Annotated in this window: 17 protein-coding genes; 11 read left to right on the forward strand and 6 right to left on the reverse strand. The window is 70.9% G+C overall.

From position 1 onward, the window contains the following. Positions 1-5: 5 nt before the first annotated feature. Positions 6-1,700: a phospho-sugar mutase gene (locus ACLQ2Q_RS01045; protein WP_425817059.1), complete on the reverse strand. Its 1,695-nt coding sequence runs from the start codon at positions 1,698-1,700 to the stop codon at positions 6-8. Continuing rightward, positions 1,697-2,527 carry a purine-nucleoside phosphorylase gene (locus tag ACLQ2Q_RS01050; protein WP_425817061.1) on the reverse strand — a complete coding sequence of 277 codons (831 nt, stop codon included), beginning with the start codon at positions 2,525-2,527 and terminating at the stop codon, positions 1,697-1,699. Before ACLQ2Q_RS01050 ends, ACLQ2Q_RS01045 begins: the two co-directional genes overlap by 4 nt. A 116-nt stretch (positions 2,528-2,643) precedes the next feature. Between ACLQ2Q_RS01050 and ACLQ2Q_RS01055 the strand changes: the two genes are divergently transcribed. Then, on the forward strand, positions 2,644-4,098 hold the full coding sequence (locus tag ACLQ2Q_RS01055) for an NAD(P)H-quinone dehydrogenase (protein ID WP_425817063.1): 1,455 nt from the start codon (positions 2,644-2,646) through the stop codon (positions 4,096-4,098). Between the two features lie 335 nt (positions 4,099-4,433). On the opposite strand, the gene ACLQ2Q_RS01060 is transcribed toward ACLQ2Q_RS01055, so the two are convergent. Both ACLQ2Q_RS01060 and ACLQ2Q_RS01065 read right to left on the reverse strand, forming a co-directional pair. Continuing rightward, entirely contained in the window at positions 4,434-6,200 is a 1,767-nt protein-coding gene (locus ACLQ2Q_RS01060) for an acetyl/propionyl/methylcrotonyl-CoA carboxylase subunit alpha (RefSeq protein ID WP_425817065.1), read from the reverse strand. Positions 6,201-6,339: 139 nt separating this feature from the next. Then, on the reverse strand, positions 6,340-6,990 hold the full coding sequence (locus ACLQ2Q_RS01065) for a Maf family protein (protein WP_425817067.1): 651 nt from the start codon (positions 6,988-6,990) through the stop codon (positions 6,340-6,342). A gap of 34 nt (positions 6,991-7,024) precedes the next feature. Between ACLQ2Q_RS01065 and ACLQ2Q_RS01070 the strand changes: the two genes are divergently transcribed. Genes ACLQ2Q_RS01070 through ACLQ2Q_RS01085 form a run of 4 tightly spaced genes read left to right on the forward strand, consistent with a single transcriptional unit; the run spans position 7,025 to position 11,274 of the window. Beyond that, the gene (locus ACLQ2Q_RS01070) at positions 7,025-8,296 is read left to right on the forward strand and encodes a class I SAM-dependent RNA methyltransferase (protein WP_425817069.1); all 1,272 of its coding nucleotides are present in this window, start codon (positions 7,025-7,027) and stop codon (positions 8,294-8,296) included. A 29-nt stretch (positions 8,297-8,325) separates the two neighbouring features. Then, positions 8,326-8,991, forward strand: coding sequence for a response regulator (locus ACLQ2Q_RS01075; protein WP_425817071.1), 666 nt, complete (start codon positions 8,326-8,328; stop codon positions 8,989-8,991). Continuing rightward, complete coding sequence (locus ACLQ2Q_RS01080; RefSeq protein ID WP_425817073.1) at positions 8,981-10,228, forward strand: ATP-binding protein; 1,248 nt, start codon at positions 8,981-8,983, stop codon at positions 10,226-10,228. The genes ACLQ2Q_RS01075 and ACLQ2Q_RS01080 overlap by 11 nt, the downstream gene beginning before the upstream one ends. Then, positions 10,228-11,274: a hypothetical protein gene (locus tag ACLQ2Q_RS01085; RefSeq protein WP_425817075.1), complete on the forward strand. Its 1,047-nt coding sequence runs from the start codon at positions 10,228-10,230 to the stop codon at positions 11,272-11,274. Before ACLQ2Q_RS01080 ends, ACLQ2Q_RS01085 begins: the two co-directional genes overlap by 1 nt. A 372-nt stretch (positions 11,275-11,646) precedes the next feature. Here ACLQ2Q_RS01085 and ACLQ2Q_RS01090 read toward each other — a convergent pair whose 3' ends face one another. Together ACLQ2Q_RS01090 and ACLQ2Q_RS01095 are read right to left on the reverse strand one after the other, a co-directional pair. Next, complete coding sequence (locus ACLQ2Q_RS01090) at positions 11,647-11,886, reverse strand: acyl-CoA carboxylase subunit epsilon (protein ID WP_425817077.1); 240 nt, start codon at positions 11,884-11,886, stop codon at positions 11,647-11,649. Further along, on the reverse strand, positions 11,883-13,472 hold the full coding sequence (locus ACLQ2Q_RS01095; protein ID WP_425817079.1) for an acyl-CoA carboxylase subunit beta: 1,590 nt from the start codon (positions 13,470-13,472) through the stop codon (positions 11,883-11,885). The genes ACLQ2Q_RS01090 and ACLQ2Q_RS01095 overlap by 4 nt, the downstream gene beginning before the upstream one ends. Before the next feature lie 157 nt (positions 13,473-13,629). Here ACLQ2Q_RS01095 and ACLQ2Q_RS01100 point away from each other — a divergent pair, with 157 nt between their 5' ends. The 6 genes from ACLQ2Q_RS01100 (at position 13,630) to ACLQ2Q_RS01125 (ending at position 19,316) form a co-directional block, all read left to right on the forward strand. Continuing rightward, on the forward strand, positions 13,630-14,412 hold the full coding sequence (locus tag ACLQ2Q_RS01100; protein WP_425817080.1) for a biotin--[acetyl-CoA-carboxylase] ligase: 783 nt from the start codon (positions 13,630-13,632) through the stop codon (positions 14,410-14,412). Positions 14,413-14,466: 54 nt separating this feature from the next. Beyond that, entirely contained in the window at positions 14,467-15,027 is a 561-nt protein-coding gene (locus ACLQ2Q_RS01105) for a PH domain-containing protein (RefSeq protein ID WP_425817082.1), read from the forward strand. Positions 15,028-15,058: 31 nt separating this feature from the next. Then, complete coding sequence (locus ACLQ2Q_RS01110; protein WP_425817084.1) at positions 15,059-16,207, forward strand: 5-(carboxyamino)imidazole ribonucleotide synthase; 1,149 nt, start codon at positions 15,059-15,061, stop codon at positions 16,205-16,207. Positions 16,208-16,274: 67 nt separating this feature from the next. Then, complete coding sequence (gene purE, locus ACLQ2Q_RS01115; protein ID WP_425818575.1) at positions 16,275-16,742, forward strand: 5-(carboxyamino)imidazole ribonucleotide mutase; 468 nt, start codon at positions 16,275-16,277, stop codon at positions 16,740-16,742. After that, the gene (locus tag ACLQ2Q_RS01120; protein ID WP_425817086.1) at positions 16,739-18,208 is read left to right on the forward strand and encodes an LCP family protein; all 1,470 of its coding nucleotides are present in this window, start codon (positions 16,739-16,741) and stop codon (positions 18,206-18,208) included. The genes purE and ACLQ2Q_RS01120 overlap by 4 nt, the downstream gene beginning before the upstream one ends. 19 nt (positions 18,209-18,227) lie before the next feature. Continuing rightward, positions 18,228-19,316, forward strand: coding sequence for a glycosyltransferase (locus ACLQ2Q_RS01125; protein ID WP_425817088.1), 1,089 nt, complete (start codon positions 18,228-18,230; stop codon positions 19,314-19,316). Positions 19,317-19,351 lie beyond the last annotated feature (35 nt).

Raw genomic sequence — 19,351 nt, forward strand, 5'->3', positions numbered from 1 at the left:
CCGGACTAAGAGAGCGAGTCCAGCAGCGCGCGCGCCGCGGCCTCCAGGGCGGCGATGCGGCCGTTCGCCTCCTCACGCGTCTCGCCCCGGGCGTCGAGGTAGACCTTGAGCTTGGGCTCGGTGCCGCTCGGGCGCACGATGACGCGCGACCCATCCGCCAGCCAGAGGCGCAGCACGTCCCCAGGAGGGAATCCGTCCACCCCGAGCAGCAGATCGTCGATGCCGGTCACCGCCGGCTCGCCGACGTGCGTGGGCGGATTCTGGCGCAAGGCGGCCATGATCCGGCCGATGATCGAGACGTCCTCGACCCGGATCGAGACCTGGCCGCTCGCGAAGTGCCCGAAGGCATCGCCGAATTCCTCCAGGAGTCCAGCGAGGGAGCTTCCCCGCCCGCGGGCGTCCGCCGCGAGCCCCAGGATGGCCACGGCGGCCGAGATGCCGTCCTTGTCGCGCACCGTCTCCGGGTTCACGAGGTATCCCAGCGCCTCCTCGAAACCGAAGACCATGCCGGGGGCGCGCGAGATCCACTTGAAGCCGGTCAGCGTCTCGTGGAATGCGAGACCGTAGCTCTCCGCGATGGTTCGGAGTCCCGGCGATGAGACGAGCGAGCAGGCGAGGGATGCCTCTGGGCCGGCGCTGGCATCGCGCGCCCGGCGCGCCGCTCGCCAGCCGAGCAGCAGCCCGACCTCGTTGCCGCTGAGGCTCCTCCAACCGCCGACGACGTCGGCCGGAACGGCGACCGCCAGGCGGTCGGCATCCGGGTCGTTGGCGATCACCAGCTCGGCACCCGCCCTGCGCGCGGCCTCCAGTGCCAGATCCATAGCCCCGGGCTCCTCGGGATTGGGGAAGGCCACGGTGGGGAAGGCGCCGTCCGGCTCCACCTGCTCGTCGACGAGCGTGGGCACCGGGTATCCGGCCCGGTCGACGATGCGCGACAGCGTCTCCCAGCCGACCCCGTGCATCGGGGTGTACACCCACCGGAGTTCCTCGGCCGCCTCCGGAGCCGGCGCCACCTCTGCCGTCGCCTCGACGTAGGCCTCGATCACCGACTCCAGCGCCGTCTCGAAACCGGACGAGCGCGGGAGCCGCGAGACGGGGCCCGCGGCTGCCACGCGCTCGATGTGCGCCGCGATCGCGGCATCCGCCGGCGAGACGATCTGCGCGCCGTCCTCGGCTCCGCCGAGATACACCTTGTAGCCGTTGTCGTTCGGCGGATTGTGACTGGCGGTCACCATCACACCCGCGTCGGCTCCGAGATGGCGCACCGCGAACGCGAGCACCGGGGTGGGCAGCAGGCGGGGGAGGAGGATCGCACGCAGCCCCGCACCGGCGAAGATCTCCGCCGAGTCGACCGCGAACACCCGGGAGTTCTTGCGGCCGTCGTATCCGATCACGACCGTCGGCGCTTCGCCGGCGTCCGTCACAGGCGTGTTCGCCCGCTCGAGCAGATACGCCGCGAAACCCCCGGCCGCCTGGGCGACGAGCACGCGATTCATGCGATTGCTGCCGGCGCCCAGCTCGCCTCGCAGTCCCGCGGTGCCGAATGCGAGCCGGCCGTCGAACCGATCGGCCAGTTCGGCTTCGGCATCCCCGTCGCCGTTCTCGGCTCGCGCGATCAGGGCCGAGAGCTCGGCACGCGTCTCCTCATCCGGGTCCTGTGCCAGCCACGCGGCGGCGAGGTCCGCGACAGCCGCGTTCACAGCGCCTCGAGAACGCGGGCGAGCAGCTGCGAGATGACCGGCTCGGCCGTCTTCCCCGCTTCGATCACCTCGGCATGGCTGAGGGGCGTGGTCTGGATGCCGGCCGCCATGTTCGTGATGAGCGAGAAGCCCAGGATCTCCATGCCCGCCTGACGGGCGGCGATCGCCTCGAGGGCGGTGGACATCCCGACGATGTGCCCGCCGATCGTCTTCGCCATGCGCACCTCGGCAGGCGTCTCGTACTGAGGCCCGCGGAACTGGCAGTACACGCCTTCGTCGAGCGACGGATCCACCCTCCGCGCGAGATCGCGCAGCCGCATCGAATACAGGTCGGTCAGGTCGATGAAGGTCGCGCCCTCGAGGGGCGAGTCGCCGGTGAGGTTGATGTGATCGCTGATCAGCACGGGCTGGCCGGGCCTCCAGTGCGCCTTGATGCCGCCGGCGCCGTTGGTCAGCACCATCGTCCGCGCTCCGGTGGCCGCCGCGGTCCGCACGCTGTGCACCACGCGCCGAACGCCGTGGCCTTCGTAGTAGTGCGTGCGCGCGCCGATCACGAGCACGTGCTTGCCGCGGGCGGTGCGCACGCTCCGCAGCGTGCCCACATGGCCCTCCAGCGCGGGCGCAGAGAAGCCGGTGACCTCGGATGCCGGGATCGTGGCGACCGTCTCCCCGATGATCTCCGCGGCCTTCCCCCAGCCGCTGCCGAGGGTGAGCGCGATGTGGTGCTGCCCGACACCCGTGAGGCGGGCGATGTCGTCGGCGGCCCGGCGCGCGATCTCGAACGGGTCGGCGGCGGGGTCATCGAGGGGATTGCCGGTGAGTGACATGCCCCCCACTCTAGGAACACCCGCGCCCGGGGGCCAGACGGCGCGGAGTCCGGCCGGCCGGCGACCTCCGATCGCGCCGGTCGCCCCTTGAGAGCCCGCTGGGCAAGAATGGAGGCATGTGGATCTCCTTTGAGCGCACCCAGAGCATCGCGATCCTCGGCGGCGGACCCGGGGGATACGAAGCAGCGCTCGCCGCCGCGCAGCTCGGCGCCGACGTGACCGTGGTCGAGAGAGCGGGAATCGGCGGGTCCGCGGTGATCACGGATGTGGTGCCCTCCAAGACCCTGATCGCCACCGCCGATGCAGCGGTGGCCATCAGCGAGGCATCCGATCTCGGTGTGCAGTTCTACGCGAAGGGCCAGGACGGCAAGCCGCTCAAGCCGCAGGTCGCCATCAACCTCACGGGGGTCAACAAGCGACTGCTCGCGCTGGCCCGGCAGCAGTCCGACGACATGCGGGCGGCCCTGATCGACGCGGGGGTCCGCATCATCTCCGGCCACGGCCGCATCGACGGCGAGAATGCCATCGTCGTCTCCACGGGCCCGGGGGGCACCGACTTCGACCGGGTGGAGGCCGACACCCTCGTCATCTCCGTCGGCGCCTCGCCCCGCCAGCTGCCTTCCGCGAAGCCCGACGGCGTCCGCATCCTCACCTGGACGCAGCTCTACGACATGCAGGCCCTCCCCGAGCACCTCATCGTCGTCGGCTCGGGCGTCACCGGCGCGGAGTTCGCCTCGGCTTACATGAACCTCGGCGCCGAGGTGACGCTCATCTCCAGCCGTGAGCAGGTGCTCCCGGGTGAGGACGTGGATGCCGCCAAGGTCATCGAGGAGGTCTTCAAGCGCGGCGGGATGCACGTCCTTTCGAAGTCCCGCGCAGAAAAGGTCGAGAACACGGGCGACGGCGTCCGCGTCACGCTCACGGACGGGCGCGTCGTCGAGGGGAGCCACTGCCTCATGGCGGTCGGCGCGATCCCGAACACGGCCGGCATCGGCCTCGAGCAGGCCGGCATCCAGATGACGGAGTCCGGCAACATCCAGGTCAATCGCGTCGCGCGCACCTCGGTGCCGAACATCTACGCGGCCGGTGACTGCACGACGTTCATTCCCCTCGCCTCCGTCGCCTCGATGCAGGGGCGCACGGCGGTGTTCCACGCGATGGGCGACGTCGTGATCCCGCTCGAGGAGCTCCGCGTCACGGCGAACATCTTCACCGCCCCCGAGATCGCGACGGTCGGCTACTCGCAGCAGGACATCGAGGAGGGGCAGATCAACGGCGTGGTGCACAAGCTACCGCTGGCCGCCAACCCGCGCGCCAAGATGATGGGCATCAAGGACGGGTTCGTGAAGATCATCGCCCACCAGGGCAGCGGCACGGTCATCGGCGGCACCATAGTGGCTCCCCGGGCGTCGGAGCTGATTTACGCGATCGCGATCGCGGCCGAGCGCCGCCTCACCGTGGACCAGCTCTCCCGCGTCTTCGCCGTCTACCCATCGCTCACGGGCAGCATCACGGATGCCGCGCGCGCCATGCACATCGTCAATAAGGGCGAGCCCGCGCCCGCGCCATAGGTTTTCGGGACGCCACCGGGGCGCCGTTTCGGCGTCGCCCCTTCCCGCGCTGCACAATCCTGCACACGTTGCGCCTGTTCGCGCGGCGCGCGGCGAGAACTGCGGCGCGAATCGGAGCGCGAGAATGAGTCCAGCGCGCGGCAACATGCTGCGGAAACCATGGCCGGGACGTTGCCTCAAGCCCGCGCTGTACATTCCTGCACGTGCGGCGCCGATTCCCGCAGCGCGCGGCGAGAACTGCAGCGTGAGCGGTGGTTCCAGAGCGCGCACCGTGGCCGCGCGACGCCGAATCCCGGAGGCTCGGAGGCCGCCCTGGCCTGGGAAGCCGACCGCGCCTAGGAGATCGTCAGCAGCTGATGGCCGGCCGAGACCGTCGTGCCGGCTTCGGCGCTGATCGTTCCGATCACGCCGTCCTTGTGCGCCTGCAGGGGCTGCTCCATCTTCATCGCCTCGAGCACGATGACGAGGTCGCCCTTGACGACCTGCTGACCCTCCTGCACCGCGACCTTGACGACCGTCGCCTGCATCGGGGACTTCACGGCGTCGCCGGAGGCTCCGGCGGTCACGGTGGTGGTGTGGCTGCGACGCGAAGGCGGAACGGCCGCCGGTCGTCCGATGGTCGTCGGCGCCGCCACGATGCGATCGGGAAGGCTCACCTCGAGCCGCTTGCCCGACACCTCGACGACCACCGTGTGCCGCGCCTCCGCGGGCTTCGGGTCGCTGAGCTCGCCGTCCCACGGCGGGATGTCGTTGTCGAACTCGGTCTCGATCCACCGCGTGTAGACGCCGAAGCGCCCGTCCGTGGCCGTGAACGCCGGGTCGCGCACCACCTTGCGGTGGAACGGCAGCACGGTCGGCAGTCCGGCGACCTCGAACTCGTCGAGGGCGCGCCGGCTGCGCTCCAGCGCCTCTGCGCGGTCGCGACCGGTGACGATGATCTTCGCGAGCAGCGAGTCGAACGCGCCGCTCACGGTGTCACCCGCGGTGACGCCCGAATCGAGACGGATGCCGGGGCCGCCGAACGTCTTGAACACGTGGATGGGGCCGGGCTGCGGCAGGAATCCGCGGCCGGGGTCCTCGCCGTTGATGCGGAACTCGATGGAGTGGCCGACCGGCTGCGGGTCGTCGTAGTCGAGGAGGCCGCCGGCGGCGAGCCGGAACTGCTCACGCACGAGGTCGATGCCCGTGATCTCCTCCGAGACCGGGTGCTCGACCTGCAGGCGCGTGTTGACCTCGAGGAAGGAGACCGTCCCATCGGCGCCGATCAGGAACTCGCAGGTGCCGGCTCCGATGTATCCGACCTCGCGGAGGATGGCCTTCGACGAGTCGTAGAGGAGCCGGTTCTGCTCCTCGGTCAGGAAGGGCGCCGGTGCCTCCTCGACGAGTTTCTGGTGCCGGCGCTGCAGCGAGCAGTCCCGGGTGGAGATGACCACGACGTTGCCCGCGGAATCCGCCAGGCACTGCGTCTCGACGTGGCGGGGCTTGTCGAGGTACTTCTCCACGAAGCATTCTCCGCGGCCGAAGGCGCTGATCGCCTCACGGGTCGCCGACTCGAACATCTCGGTGATCTCGTCGAATTCGCGCGCGACCTTGAGCCCGCGGCCGCCGCCGCCGTACGCCGCCTTGATCGCGATGGGCAGCCCGTACTCCTGGGCGAAGGCCACGACCTCGTCCGCACCGGCGACGGGTCCCGGTGTGCCGGGCGCCAGGGGCGCGCCGACCTTCTCTGCGACGTGGCGTGCGGTCACCTTGTCCCCGAGGGCCTCGATCGCCTCGGGCGACGGTCCGATCCAGGTCAGCCCGGCCTCGATGATGGCCCGGGCGAAGGCGGCGTTCTCGGCGAGGAAGCCGTAGCCGGGGTGCACCGCGTCGGCGCCGGAGCGGCGGGCGACGGAGAGGATCTTGTCGATCTGCAGGTAGGTCTCCGCGCTCGTGGAGCCCCCGAGGGCGTACGACTCGTCCGCGAGGCGGGTGTGCAGCGCGTCCCGATCCTGGTCGGCGTAGACGGCAACCGAGGCGATGCCCGAGTCCCGTGCGGCGCGAATGATGCGCACGGCGATCTCGCCGCGGTTCGCGATCAGGACCTTGGCGATGTCAGGCATGGACGTCAGCCTACCGACGGCCGGAGCACCGCTTTTGACCGGTCGGCACAAGATCATCGCCGAAACGTGTGCGGGTGTCTACGACCGGCTCGCCGGTCGACAACGATGGGCTCGCCGACCGTCGACGCCCCACACCCGCCTAGGAGCGGCGATTCCAGAGGCTCGGCCACGAGACGCCCAGCTCGCGAGCCAGCCGGCGCACCGTCGACAGCGACATGCCGACCACCGTGGACGGATCGCCGTGCACCGAGTCGATGAACGGCCCTCCGAGGCTGTCGATCGTGAACGCGCCGGCGACCTGCAGCGGTTCCTCCGACGCCACATACGCGTCGATCTCGTCGTCGGTGATGTCGGCGGCGAACGTGACGGATGCCTCGGCGACGTCGTGCGCCTCGACCGCGTCGACGCCCGGCTCCACCCGGAAGACACTGTGTCCGGAGTGCAGCACCCCGGTGCGACCGCGCATGGCCTGCCACCGGGCAGTGGCCGCCTCGGCGGTGTGCGGCTTGCCGTGGATGGCGCCGTCGAGCTCGAACATCGAGTCGCCGCCGATCACGATGCCGGCGAACCCCGGGTGCTCGGCGCCCACCCGATCCGCGACATCCGCGGCCTTGCGGCGGGCGAGCACGAGCACGTGCTCGGTGGGCGAGAGCGTCCGGCCGGTCTCGGCCTCGATCCCCTCGATGACCGCGTCCTCGTCGACATCCGGCGCGAGCGTCAGGGGCTCGATGCCCGCCTGCCGCAGCAGCATCAGGCGAGCGGGTGACGTCGAGGCGAGGCAGACCTGCATCCCCTCACGCTAGCCGCTGTGGAATGCTCGGAGCGTGACCGAAACCACTGGCCCGAACCCCGGCGACATCCTCGAACTCGACGTGACGAACGTCGCCCATGGAGGCGTCTTCGTCGCGCGGCACGAGGGCCGCGTCGTCTTCGTTCCGGACGCGATCCCGGGTGAGCGGGTGCGGGCACGGCTGACGGATGTCGGCAGGAAATCGTTCTGGCGAGGGGACACGCTCGAGGTCCTCAACGCATCCGCGCACCGGCGGCCGCACATCTGGCGCCAGGCCGATGTCGACGTCCCGCCGGAGTCCCGGCCGGGCGGCGCCGACTTCGGCCATATCGAACTGTCGCACCAGCGTGCCCTGAAGCTCGAGGTGCTGACCGATTCCCTCCGGCGGTTCGGTGGCGTCGAGATGCCCGTCGCGATGGAGCCGGCGGGGGTGCGAGAGCCGGACACCGATGACGGAACCGGCTGGCGCACCCGTGTCAGCCTGCACGTGGACGACTCCGGGCGGGTCGGTCCCTTCGCCGCCCGCAGCCACACGGTCGTGCCCGTCGAGGACTATCCCCTGGCGACGGCCGCCGTGCAGCGCAGCGCCTTGCGCCGCGCCGGCGGAAGGCCGGGCCGCATCGACCTCGTGCAGCCGGCCGACGGCCGCGTGCGGGTTCTGCACCGCCCCGATTCCGCCAAGTCGTCGCCGCCCGAGAGCCGCGAGGTCGTCATCGAGCGCGTGGGGGAGCGGGAATTCCGGGTGGATGCCGGCGGCTTCTGGCAGGTGCATCGCCTGGCCGCGGAGACGCTCGACGCGGCGGTGCGGACGGCCGTGCGCTCGATCGCGCCCGAGGGCCCCGATCCCGACGCGTGGCACCTCGACCTGTACGGCGGAGTCGGGCTCTTCGCCGCCGCCCTCGCCGAGCTGGGAGGCTCCAGGGTGACCTCTGTGGAATCCGACGGGCGTGCGACGGAGCACGCGGGGGAGAACCTCGCGGAATGGCTCGCGGCCCGCACGCTGACGGCTCGGGTGGACCGGTTCATCTCGGCATTGGCCGCCGACGCATCCGCTCTCGAACGGGAGCGCCTGAGCAGGGGCGTCGTGGTGCTCGACCCGCCACGCTCGGGTGCGGGCGGCGACGTCGTCCGCGGCCTCGTCGGTCTCGCTCCCGCAGCGGTCGTATACGTCGCGTGCGACCCGGTCGCGCTGGCCCGGGACGTCGCGACCTTCCGCGAGGGAGGCTACGAACTGCGCTCCGTGCAGGCCTACGACCTGTTCCCGAATTCGCACCACGTCGAGGCGATCGCCACGCTCACCCGGTGAACGGGCGGCCTCGTCGCTAGGCTGACCCCATGACGCGGGTGGCCTTGATCGATGACCACGAGTCCGTTCGACTCGGGCTCGAGGCGGCGTGCGCACGAGCGGGCGCCGAAGTGGTGTTCTCGGGGGCCGGCGTCCTCGCCTATCTGGACTGGCGCGCCAACAGCCACGGGGCCCCGGCCGACGTGGTCGTGCTCGATCTCACGCTGGGCGACGGCACCACCGTGACCGAGAACGTGCGGCGCCTTGTGGCCGACGGCTCGAGCGTCATCATCCACAGCGTCGCCGATCGGCCGGCCGCCGTACGCGAGGCGCTCGCCGCCGGGGCGGCCGGCGTGGTGAGCAAGGCGTCGCCGATCGGCGACGTGATCGGTGCCATCCGCACGGTCGCGCGCGGCGAGCCCCTCAACAACATCGAGTGGGCCAGCGCCGTGGAGGGCGACCGGGCCTTCGCCGACGCGCAGCTCTCCACCCGCGAGCGGGAGGTGCTGCGCCTGTACGCGGCCGGTCTGCCGCTCAAGATCGTCGCCGACAGGCTCGGCGTCGCCTACTCGACGGCGAAGGAGAACATCACGCGCGTGCGGGTGAAGTACGTCGAGGTGGGGCGCCCCGCACCGACCAAGGTGGACCTGCTGCGTCGTGCCATGGAGGACGGCATCCTCGAGCGATCAGAGGGGAACGCGGCCGGTGTCGACTGACACCGATCGGGAAGTCCTCGACGCCGCGTGGGGGCTGATCCCGCAGTCCCACGAGAGCGCCCCCGACCTCGGAAGCTTCACGCGGACGCGCATCGAGCGGATCATTGCGCTGGCGACCGGGGTGGGCTCGACCATAGTGTTCGTGCAGTCGCTGCTTATCGCGCTCGGGGACGGCGAGGGACCTGCCGAGTGGCACGTGGCCCTCATGATCATCACGTTCGTCCCCCTCGCCGGAATGATCGCGGCATGCCTCATCGGGCGCGGCGCCAAGATCATGTCGAGACTTTTCGCCGTGGTCTATCTGCTCGCGCTCGCTCTCTGGCCGATCGCGACCCAGGGGTCCGACCCGGAGCCGCTCCCGCAGCCGTGGATCTGGTACCTCGTCAACATCGCCACCCTCGCGGCCGTCGTCGCCTTCCGAGTTCCCCTCCAGCTGCTCTGGGCCCTCGTGACGCCCCTCCTCTTCGGCGTCGTGCGGCTCATGCAGGGCGGCTTCGCCGCCGATTTCTGGGCGCCCGTCGGCCTCGATGTGTCGTTCGCTCTGATCCTCGGCGGCGTGCTGCTCACGCTCGGCTGGGTTTTCCGCTCCGTGGCCGCGAACGTCGACGAGACGCGCGCTCGTGCCGTCGCCTCGTATGCGCGGGCGGCGGCGGCCGATGCGTCGGAGGAGGAGCGCATCGCCGTCGCGGGGCTCATGCACGACAGCGTGCTTGCGGCGCTCATCGCGGCCGAGCGCGCTTCGACGCCGAGGGAACGCGACCTCGCCGTCGGCATGGCACGCGAGGCCCTCACCCGGCTCGCCAACGCCGAGGGCGGCGGCGAGGAGGGCAGCGACGAGCCCGTGTCGCGCGAGAGCATCGCCGACGGGATCCGTCGGGCTGCGCACGACCTCGGCGTCGACCTGGCGGTCGTTCGGACCGACCTCGATACCCGGCCGGTCGTGCCGGGCCGGGTGGCCCGCGCCGTGGTGCTGGCGGCGACCCAGGCCGTCGCGAACGCCGTGCAGCACGCGGGCGGGGTCGGGCTCGCGGCATCGGTCGTCGGCGTCGGCGAGACGGGTGTGCGCGTGGAGGTGCGGGACCACGGCCCCGGCGTCGACATGGACACCATCCCGGAGGACCGCCTCGGCATCCGGGCGTCGATCTTCGCCCGGGTGGCGGCCGTCGGCGGAGTGGCCGATGTCAAGTCAACCGGAGAAGGAACGATCGTGACCATCTCCTGGGTGGGAGAGGCGTGATGGTGAGCGTCCGCAGCGTGCTCGTAGGTCTCGCCCTCGCTTTCACCGCGTACCTGGCGGTGCGCGGACTGCTGTGGTCACCCAACCCGCTCTACCCGATCGTGATGATCATCACCCTGGGCCTCTACCTCGTCACGACGTGGCTCTGCCTGTTGGTGGACCCTCCTCGTGCAGAGCAGAGCGAGAAGTTCGACGCCCCGCACGTGCGGGGGCCTGCCCTGCTGCCCGCGTGGGCCGCGGGGCTCGCGCTGGCGAACGCGGCCCTCGTGCCCAGCAGCGTCGCGGTGGCCGTCGGTCAGGAAGCCATCGCCAAGTCGTACGCCACGTGGTACATCGGGGGCATCGGTGCACTCATGACGATCGTGATGGTACGCCGGCGCCCGTGGGTCGCCTGGGGTGGCACGGTGCTCCTCGGCATCGGGAGCGCCCTATGGCTCGGCCCAGGGGACGCGCTCACTCTGGGGCTCGTCGGATCCGTCGTGTGGGTCGCCGTGGCCCAGCTGCTGGTGATGTCGATGGACAGGGCGGCCCGCGACACCGCGAAGCTCGCCGAGCTCCAGCAGGCGGCATCCGGATGGCAGGCGTCCCAGGCGGGTCGCCAGCGCGAGCGCCGCGTGCGGGTGCAGCTCGCCCTCGCGGTCGCCGGTCCGGTGCTCACCCAGGTCGTCGCGGAGGGCGGAGCCCTCGACGAGGACGAGCGGCGGGAGGCACGCATTGCCGAGGGGCGCCTCAGGGACGAGCTGCGGGGGGCGCGGCTGCTCGATGACGATGTGCGGACCGAGATCGACGCCGCACGTCGGCGAGGCGCAACCGTCACGGTGTTCGACGAAGGCGGTCTGGACGACGTCGAGGATGAGTCGCTCGCAGTCATCAGGGCCGAACTCGCCGACGCGCTGCGGCAGGCGAAATCGGAGCGCCTGATCATCCGCACCTCTTCGCACACGGATGTCGCGGTGACGGTCGTCGGCCGGTCCGTCGGCGGGCAGGGCCTTACGGATGAGGATGCCGTGGACCTCTGGCGCGAGATCCGGCGCCCCGCCGCCTGAACCGCGGGTCATCCACCGCGAGCGACCCGAGGCGGACGACGAGAGGCGGATGACGAGAGGCCGACGACCCGGATGCGGATCATCGCGGAGCGGATCGACCCGACGCGCTGGGAGCGCAGACCCCCGTTCACCGAGCCGGTTGGGGGAGGAGTCCGGTTCGGCGAGCGGGAGAAGGCGAGGGGCGGCGAAGCCGCCCGCCCCTCGCCTATGGCGGACGGTTACCCGAAAACCGTCCGCAAACGGCCGATTCCGATCGTGATGACGATGGGTCGGCCGAACGCAAAAGCGTTTCAGCTCCTTCAGTATGTGCGGGGCCGCCAGATCGTGTCTGTAGGTATTTTGGGGGACAGGATCCCGAGGCGGCTCAGCGCGTCATCCGACGAAGCGTCCCCAGGTGACACCACGGGGAAACGGCCCTCGCAGACGGCGCTGCGTGCGGGTCCACGTGGAAACGGCGGGGGTCTCATCCACCACCGCGGCGGCCGCTTCGCGCTCGTACGCCTCGCTGACCACGGCCATGAGGGCGGCGAGCTCCTCGTCGGTGGGAAAGCCTCGGCGCACGTCGATCCGCAGCGGCTCGGCGCCGTCGGCGGTGAGTCCGGGATCGCTCACAGCGGGATGTTCCCGTGCTTCTTCGGCGGCAGCTCCGCACGCTTGCCGCGCAGGGAGCGCAAGGCCTTCGCGACGGCGACCCGGGTGGCCGCCGGTTCGATGATCCCGTCGAGCTCTCCGCGTTCCGCCGCGAGGAACGGGGATGCGACGTTGTACGTGTACTCGTTGGCGAGGCGGGTGCGCACCGCGGCGACGTCCTCGCCCGCTTCCTCGGCGCGCTTGATCTCGGGCCGGTAGAGGATGTTGACGGCGCCCTGGCCGCCCATCACGGCGATCTCGGCCGTCGGCCACGCCAGGTTCACGTCGGCGCCAAGCTGCTTGGAGCCCATCACGATGTAGGCGCCGCCGTAGGCCTTCCGAAGGATCACCGTCACGAGGGGCACCGTCGCCTCGGCGTACGCGTAGAGCAGCTTCGCCCCGCGGCGGATGACGCCCGTCCACTCCTGATCCGTGCCAGGCAGGTAGCCGGGCACGTCGACGAGCGTGACGATCGGGATGCTGAACGCGTCGCAGAACCGCACGAACCGGCTGGCCTTCTCGCCGGCCTCGATGTTGAGCGTGCCGGCCATCTGCGATGGCTGATTTGCGATGATGCCGATCGTGCGCCCCTCGACGCGACCGAACCCGATGACGATGTTCGGTGCCATCAGCGGCTGCACCTCGAGGAAGTCCTCGTGGTCGACGATCCGCGCGATCACCTGGTGGATGTCGTAAGGCTGGTTCGGGGAGTCGGGGATCAGCGTGTTGAGCGTGCGGTCGGCATCCGTGGTCTCGAACTCGAAGTCGGACTCGTACACCGGGATGTCGGCCATGTTGTTGTCGGGCAGGTAGCTGAGCAGGGTGCGCGCGTAGTCGATCGCGTCGTCCTCGTCCTCCGCCAGGTAGTGCGCGACGCCGGAGCGCGTGTTGTGGGTGTATGCGCCGCCGAGCTCCTCCATGCCGACGTCTTCGCCGGTCACCGTCTTGATCACGTCGGGCCCGGTGACGAACATCTGGCTGGTCTTGTCCACCATGATCACGAAGTCGGTGAGGGCGGGGGAGTAGACCGCACCGCCGGCAGCGGGGCCCATGACGAGCGAGATCTGCGGGATGACCCCGGACGCCTGCGTGTTCAGCCGGAAGATCTCGCCGTATTTGCCGAGGGCGACGACGCCCTCCTGGATCCTGGCGCCGCCCGAGTCGAGGATGCCGACGCAGGGCATGCCGCCGCGGAGCGCGAATTCCATGACCTTGATGATCTTCTCGCCCGCGACCTCGCCGAGAGAGCCGCCGAAGGTGGAGAAGTCCTGCGCATACACAGCCACCGTGCGACCGTGGATCGTGCCGACGCCCGTGACGACCGAGTCGCCGTAGGGGCGGGACTTGTCCATGCCGAAGGCGGTCGTGCGGTGCCGCACGTATTCGTCGAACTCGACGAAGCTGCCTTTGTCGACGAGCAGCTCAATGCGCTGGCGGGCGGTGAGCTTGCCCTTGGCGTGCTGCTTCTGCTGCGCCGTCTTCTCGGCTTCGACCACAGCCTCCGAGTAGCGGGTGCGCAGGTCGGCGATCTTGCCGGCGGTGGTGCGGAGGTCGGGCTCATCAGTCACGCTTTCCACCCTATCGGCGGGCCTCGCGAGGACGTTGGAGGGTCGGCACAAGTCGATCAGGCATCCGCTGTGCGCTCGGTGCAGTGGCCGGCGCCCTCGCCGACCGCACCGGCCGCGATGCATGCCGCGGCCATGAGGCCTCGCGTAGATTGTGGCCATGCCCATCCCCGACGACGGCTACCCGCGCGCCGCGGCAGTGAGTCCGCGCCTCCAGGTCGCATCCCGCACAGCGTCGACGAACGCCGACCTGGTCTCCACCGTGTCCGAAGGTGCGGCCCAAGAGTGGCCGCACCTCTCGGTGCTGCTCACGACCGACCAGACGGCCGGCAGAGGGCGCCTCGATCGCTCCTGGACGACCCCGCCGGGGACGGCGCTGGCGGTGTCGGTGCTCGTCCGCGTGCCCGGCATCCCGCTCGCCGCCCGCGGCTGGATTCCCCTCCTCGCCGGCGCCGCCATGACGAGGGCGATCGACGCGCGCATGCGCGGCACGGGTCACACCGCCCGGCTGAAGTGGCCGAACGACGTCCTGGTCGATGGACTCAAGATCTGCGGCATCCTCGCGGAGGTCACGACGGATCCGGATGCGATCGTCGTCGGCGCCGGCGTCAACACGACGATGACCCGCTCCGATCTCCCGGTCACCACGGCGACCTCCTTCGCCACGCTCGGCGTCGAGCCCGACGACGACGCGATGCTGGCGGACTACCTCCGCGCGCTCGACGAACAGCTGGCGGCACTGGCCGCCGCGCACGGGGATGCCGCGGCGGCGGGTGTGCACGGGGAGGTCGAGGCGCTGTGTTCGACCGTCGGACGCGAGGTGATCGTCGCCCTCCCCGACGGCTCGGAGCTCGCCGGCGTGGCAGAGATGATCGACAACGACGGCCGCCTCGTGGTGGCCGGCCGCGCGGTCTCGGCCGGCGACGTGGTGCACGTGCGCTGAACCGGGTCCGCGTGGGAGGCGCGCGACGTCGGCGCCCCGCGCGAGAATGGTGGCGTGACTCAGCCGACGACAGTGGGTGGCCGCCCGCAGATGCCGCCACCCGGCGCGCCGGTTCCCGAGCTGCTCGTCGCCAGATTCCGCGGGCATGCGCGGCGCCTCTCCTGGTCGGCGCTGGTGCTCGTCGCCGTGGCGGGTGCCTGCGGGTACTTCTACGGCAACCTTCCGGCTCCCCTCGAGAACTGGATGCTGCTGACCGCGGCCGCCGGAGTCGTCCTGTTCGCCGTCCTGCTTCCGTATCTCGCCTGGTGGTCCCGCACGTACACGATCACCACGCGGCGTGTGATCGCGCGCAGCGGCGTCTTCGCCCGCCGCAGGCGCGAGCTCGCGCACGCCCGCGGGTACTCGATCGACCTGCGCAGCGGCATCCTGCAGAGGATATGGGGAGCCGGCAACCTCACGCTCTCCAACGGCGTCGAAGATCCGCTCCGCCTCGTCAACGTGCCGAGCGTCAACCTCGTGCATGAGGCGCTGGTCGACCAGGTCGAGGTCAGTCAGATCCTCGCCCACCGCGACGCCCAGTCCCACACGAACCCGATCGGCGAATCTCCCGGATGACCCACCCGGCCCCGTGCGTCAAGATGGAGCCATGGGACGTGTCGTTGGAGTCGTCGGCGGGGGGCAGCTGGCCCGGATGATGATCGCGCCGGCCGTGGAGCTCGGGGTCGAGCTGCGCGTGCTGGCGGAGGAACCGGGAATGGCGGCCGCGCTCGCGGCATCGGATGTCGGCGACTACCGCGACGCCGAGACGGTGCTCGCCTTCGCACGCGGGGTGGATGTGGTCACCTTCGACCACGAGCACGTTCCCCACGACGTGCTGAGGGCCGTGCTCGCCGAGGGCATCCCGGTGCACCCCGGTCCGGACGCCCTGCAGTACGCGCAGGACAAGCTGCTGATGCGCGCGAAGCTCGCCGAGCTGGGTATGCCGCAGCCCGAGTGGTCGGCCGTGCGGGATGCCGCGGAACTGCAGGCGTTCATCGACGAGCATGGCGGCCGCGCGGTGGTGAAGACGGCCAGGGGCGGCTACGACGGGAAGGGCGTGCGCGTCGTCTCCGCCGGGACGGAGGCCGACGACTGGTTCGCCACCATCGCCGAGTTCGGCGAAGGTGCCGACGGCCACGGAGGGGCGCTCCTCGCCGAGGAGCTGGTGCCGTTCACCCGTGAACTGGCGCAGCAGGTGGCTCGCCGCCCCGGTGGCGAGGTCGTCTCGTGGCCGATCGTCGAGACGGTCCAGCGAGACGGGGTCTGCGCGGAGGTGATCGCACCGGCGCCGCACGCGAGCGAACGGCTCCTCGAGGTCGCCGCGCGCCTGGGCGTCGATATTGCGACAGGGCTGGGAGTCACCGGGATGCTGGCCGTCGAGCTGTTCGAGACGTCCGACGAGCGCATCCTGGTCAACGAACTCGCGATGCGCCCGCACAACAGCGGCCACTGGACGCAGGACGGCGCCGTCACGAGCCAGTTCGAGCAGCACCTCCGCGCCGTGCTCGACCTGCCCCTCGGCGATCCGAGTCCTCGAGAGGAGTGGTCCGTCATGGTCAATATCCTCGGCGGTCCCGCCGAGGGAACCCTCGAGGATCGCTTCGCGGCGGCCATGGCGGCGCATCCCTCCGTCAAGATCCACACCTACGGAAAAGCGCCCCGTCCCGGCCGCAAGGTGGGGCACATCAACGCGTCCGGAGACGACCTCGACGACGTGGCCTACCAGGCGCGCGCCGCAACGGCATTCTTTCAGTGACTGCCCCTAGCCTGGACGGGTGACTCGGCCACTGCATTCTTCTGACGTGCCCGTCGTCGGTCTCGTCATGGGGTCGGACTCGGACTGGCGCGTGATGTGCGACGCCTCGCAGGCACTCACCGACTTCGGGATCGCACACGAGGTCGAGGTCGTCTCGGCGCACCGCACGCCCGACAAGCTGGTGCGCTACGGGCGTGAAGCCCGCGCCCGCGGCCTGAAGGTCCTCATCGCCGGCGCAGGCGGAGCGGCCCACCTTCCGGGCATGCTCGCCTCGGTCACGCCGCTGCCCGTCATCGGCGTCCCGGTGCCCCTCGCCACGCTCGACGGCATGGATTCCCTGCTCTCCATCGTGCAGATGCCCGCCGGCATCCCCGTCGCCACCGTCTCGATCGGAGGAGCGAAGAACGCGGGGCTGCTCGCCGCCCGCATCCTGGCGACATCCGACGAGAAGATGGCCGACGCCGTCGAGGCCTACGCCCGCGAACTCGAGGCGATGGTCGAAGAGAAGAACGTCCGGTTGAAGGAATCGCTGTGAGCGTCGCCAGCCCGCCGCGCCCGCGGCCCATGCCAGGAGTGCCCTCCGCGTTCGAGCCGCGGCCGCTGCTGAACCCCGACGCCTCGTCGCCGGCCGTCATGACGCGTCGCGGCTGGTGGCTCGTCCTCCTTGGCTTCCTGATCCCCGGATCGGCGCAGATCCTCGCCGGCAATCGCCGGCTCGGCCGCATCGGCCTCGCGTCGACCCTCCTGCTCTGGGGGCTCGCGATCGTGGGGCTGCTGTTCGCGCTGCTCTGGCCCACCGCGGGCCTCAGCATCCTGACCGGCGCCTGGCTCCCCGATTGGCTGAGCCTGCTGCGGCCCGTCCCCCTTTTCGTCGCTCAGGGGCTGCTCCTCGGCTACGCCGTGCTGTGGATCGTCCTGGCGATCGACACGCTGCGCCTGGTGCGGCTGGTCAAGACCGGCCGAGGCGCGCGCTTCGGGATCGCCCTGGCCGCCGTGGTCCTCACCGTGGTCGCCAGCGGGACCGCCGCGTATGCGGCGTCGGCGGTCGGAACGGCACGCGACACCCTGGGCTCGATCTTCCAGGCCAACGGACCCGTGGTGGAGCCCAGCGAGGGCTACTACAACATCCTGCTGCTGGGAGCCGACAGCGGCGAGGGCCGTGATTCGATGCGCTATGACAGCATCTCCGTCGTCTCCGTGAACGCCACGACCGGTGCCGTGACGCTGACGGGGATCCCCCGAGACATCGTCGGTGTGCCCTTCGCACCGGGACCGATGCAGGAGCTCTATCCCGACGGCCACCGCGGTCAGGCGGACGACACCTGCGGGTGGGGATCGGGGATCAACCAGCTGCGCACCGAGGTGGAGGTCTGCCGCGACGGGGACGCGCTCTATCCCGACGCCGTGGCGCAGGGGTCCGAGCCGGGCATCGAGGCGACGAAGGACGCTGCCGAGGGGGCTCTCGGCATCGAGATCCCGTACTACGTCTTCCTGGACATGCACGGGTTCGCCGCCCTCATCGACGCTCTCGGTGGAGTGGACATCACCGTCACGGAACGCCTGCCGAAGGGTGGCGGACCCGCCTATGCCGGTCAGCCGGCCGATGACTGGGCGATCGGCTGGATCGAGGTCGGCCCGCAGCGCATGGACGGCGACACCGCGCAGTGGTACGCCCGCTCGCGCTACACGACGAGCGACTGGGACCGGATGAAGCGCCAGCGCGAGCTGCAGACGGCGATCCTGGCGCAGTTCACGCCCGGCAACGTGCTGGGACGGTTCCAGGAGGTGGCGGCCGCGGGAAGCGACCTGCTGCAGACCGACCTGCCCCAGTCGATGCTCCCGTACTTCGCCGACCTCGCCCTGAAGTCCAAAGAGCTGCCCGTCACGACGATCGAGCTGACGCCCGAGCGCGGTGTCGACCCGGAAGACCCGGACTGGGCCTACGTGCAGGATCTCGTTCGACAGGCGCTGCATCCGCCCACTCCGACTCCGGAGCCGTGACGCAGGAGGAGGCCGATCCATGACGGTTCGCCTGAACGTGGTGCTCGACCAGCTCGTGGCGCCCACCGAACCCGACCTGGCCATGGCGACGAGGCAGCTCGCCGCGGGGCTCGTGGCCGTGGCGCCGGCGGGCTGCGAGGTCGTGGGTCTGATGCCGGCCGGTGCGGCCGACTCCCTGCCGTCCGGAGTCGAGCCTCGCGCCCTTCGGCTGCCGCGACGAGAGCTCGCCGCCGCCTGGCAGGTCGGGATGCCCACCGGAGCGGCGGGGGGAATGATCCATTCGCCGACGCTGATGGCGCCGCTCGTCAAGCACGACCGGGTGCACGACCACGATCAGACCGTCGTGAGCCTCTGGGATCTGCGGTCGTGGGATGCGCCCGACGAGCTTCCGCGGGCCCGGGTGCTGTTCGAGCGGGCGATGCTGAAGAGGGCGGTCAAGCACGCGGATGCCGTCGTCGTTCCGACGCACGCGCTCGCGGGGCGCCTCGGTGAGATCGCACGGCTCGGCGATCGCGTGCGTGTCATCGCCGGGGCCGCGCCATCGGCGTTCCGGGCACCGAACGACGCGGTGGCGCGCCTGCGCGACCTGAACCTGCCGCACACCTTCGTGGCGCTCTCCGGCGGCGTCGGAACCTCTCACGGTCTGGCCGGCGGCCTGCGAGCGGTGGCGGCGGCGGGGCGGGATGCCGTGGTGCTCGATGTGCCGGAGGGCGAGGAGCCGGCCGTCGCGGAGATCGCGTCGGCGGCCGGTCTTCCCGAGCGGCGGATGCACGCGCGCGCAGCCCTGGACGACCACGACCGTGCGGCGGTCCTGGCGTCGGCCACCGCGTTCGTGGCGCCTGCGGAGAGTTCCTCCTGGCCGTGGCGCGCCGTCGAGGCGCTCGCGCTCGGGGTCCCTGTCGTCGCAGCGGAGTCACAGGTGCATCAGGAGGTGATCGCGGACGGCGGCCTCGTCGTCCACGGGGCGGACCTCGGTGAGGCGCTGGCGCAGCTCACGGCCTCCGACGCCGCGCTCCAGCGGGCGCGCGTGCTCGCGCTCGATCGGGCCCGCGCCTTCGCGTGGGATGCCGCAGCGGAGCGGGTCTGGCACCTTCACGCGGAGCTGTGACCGCGGTGAGAAGCGGCGTGTCCTGAGGCCGATTC

This window comes from Microbacterium sp. DT81.1 (assembly GCF_049844955.1).
Taxonomy (GTDB): domain Bacteria; phylum Actinomycetota; class Actinomycetes; order Actinomycetales; family Microbacteriaceae; genus Microbacterium.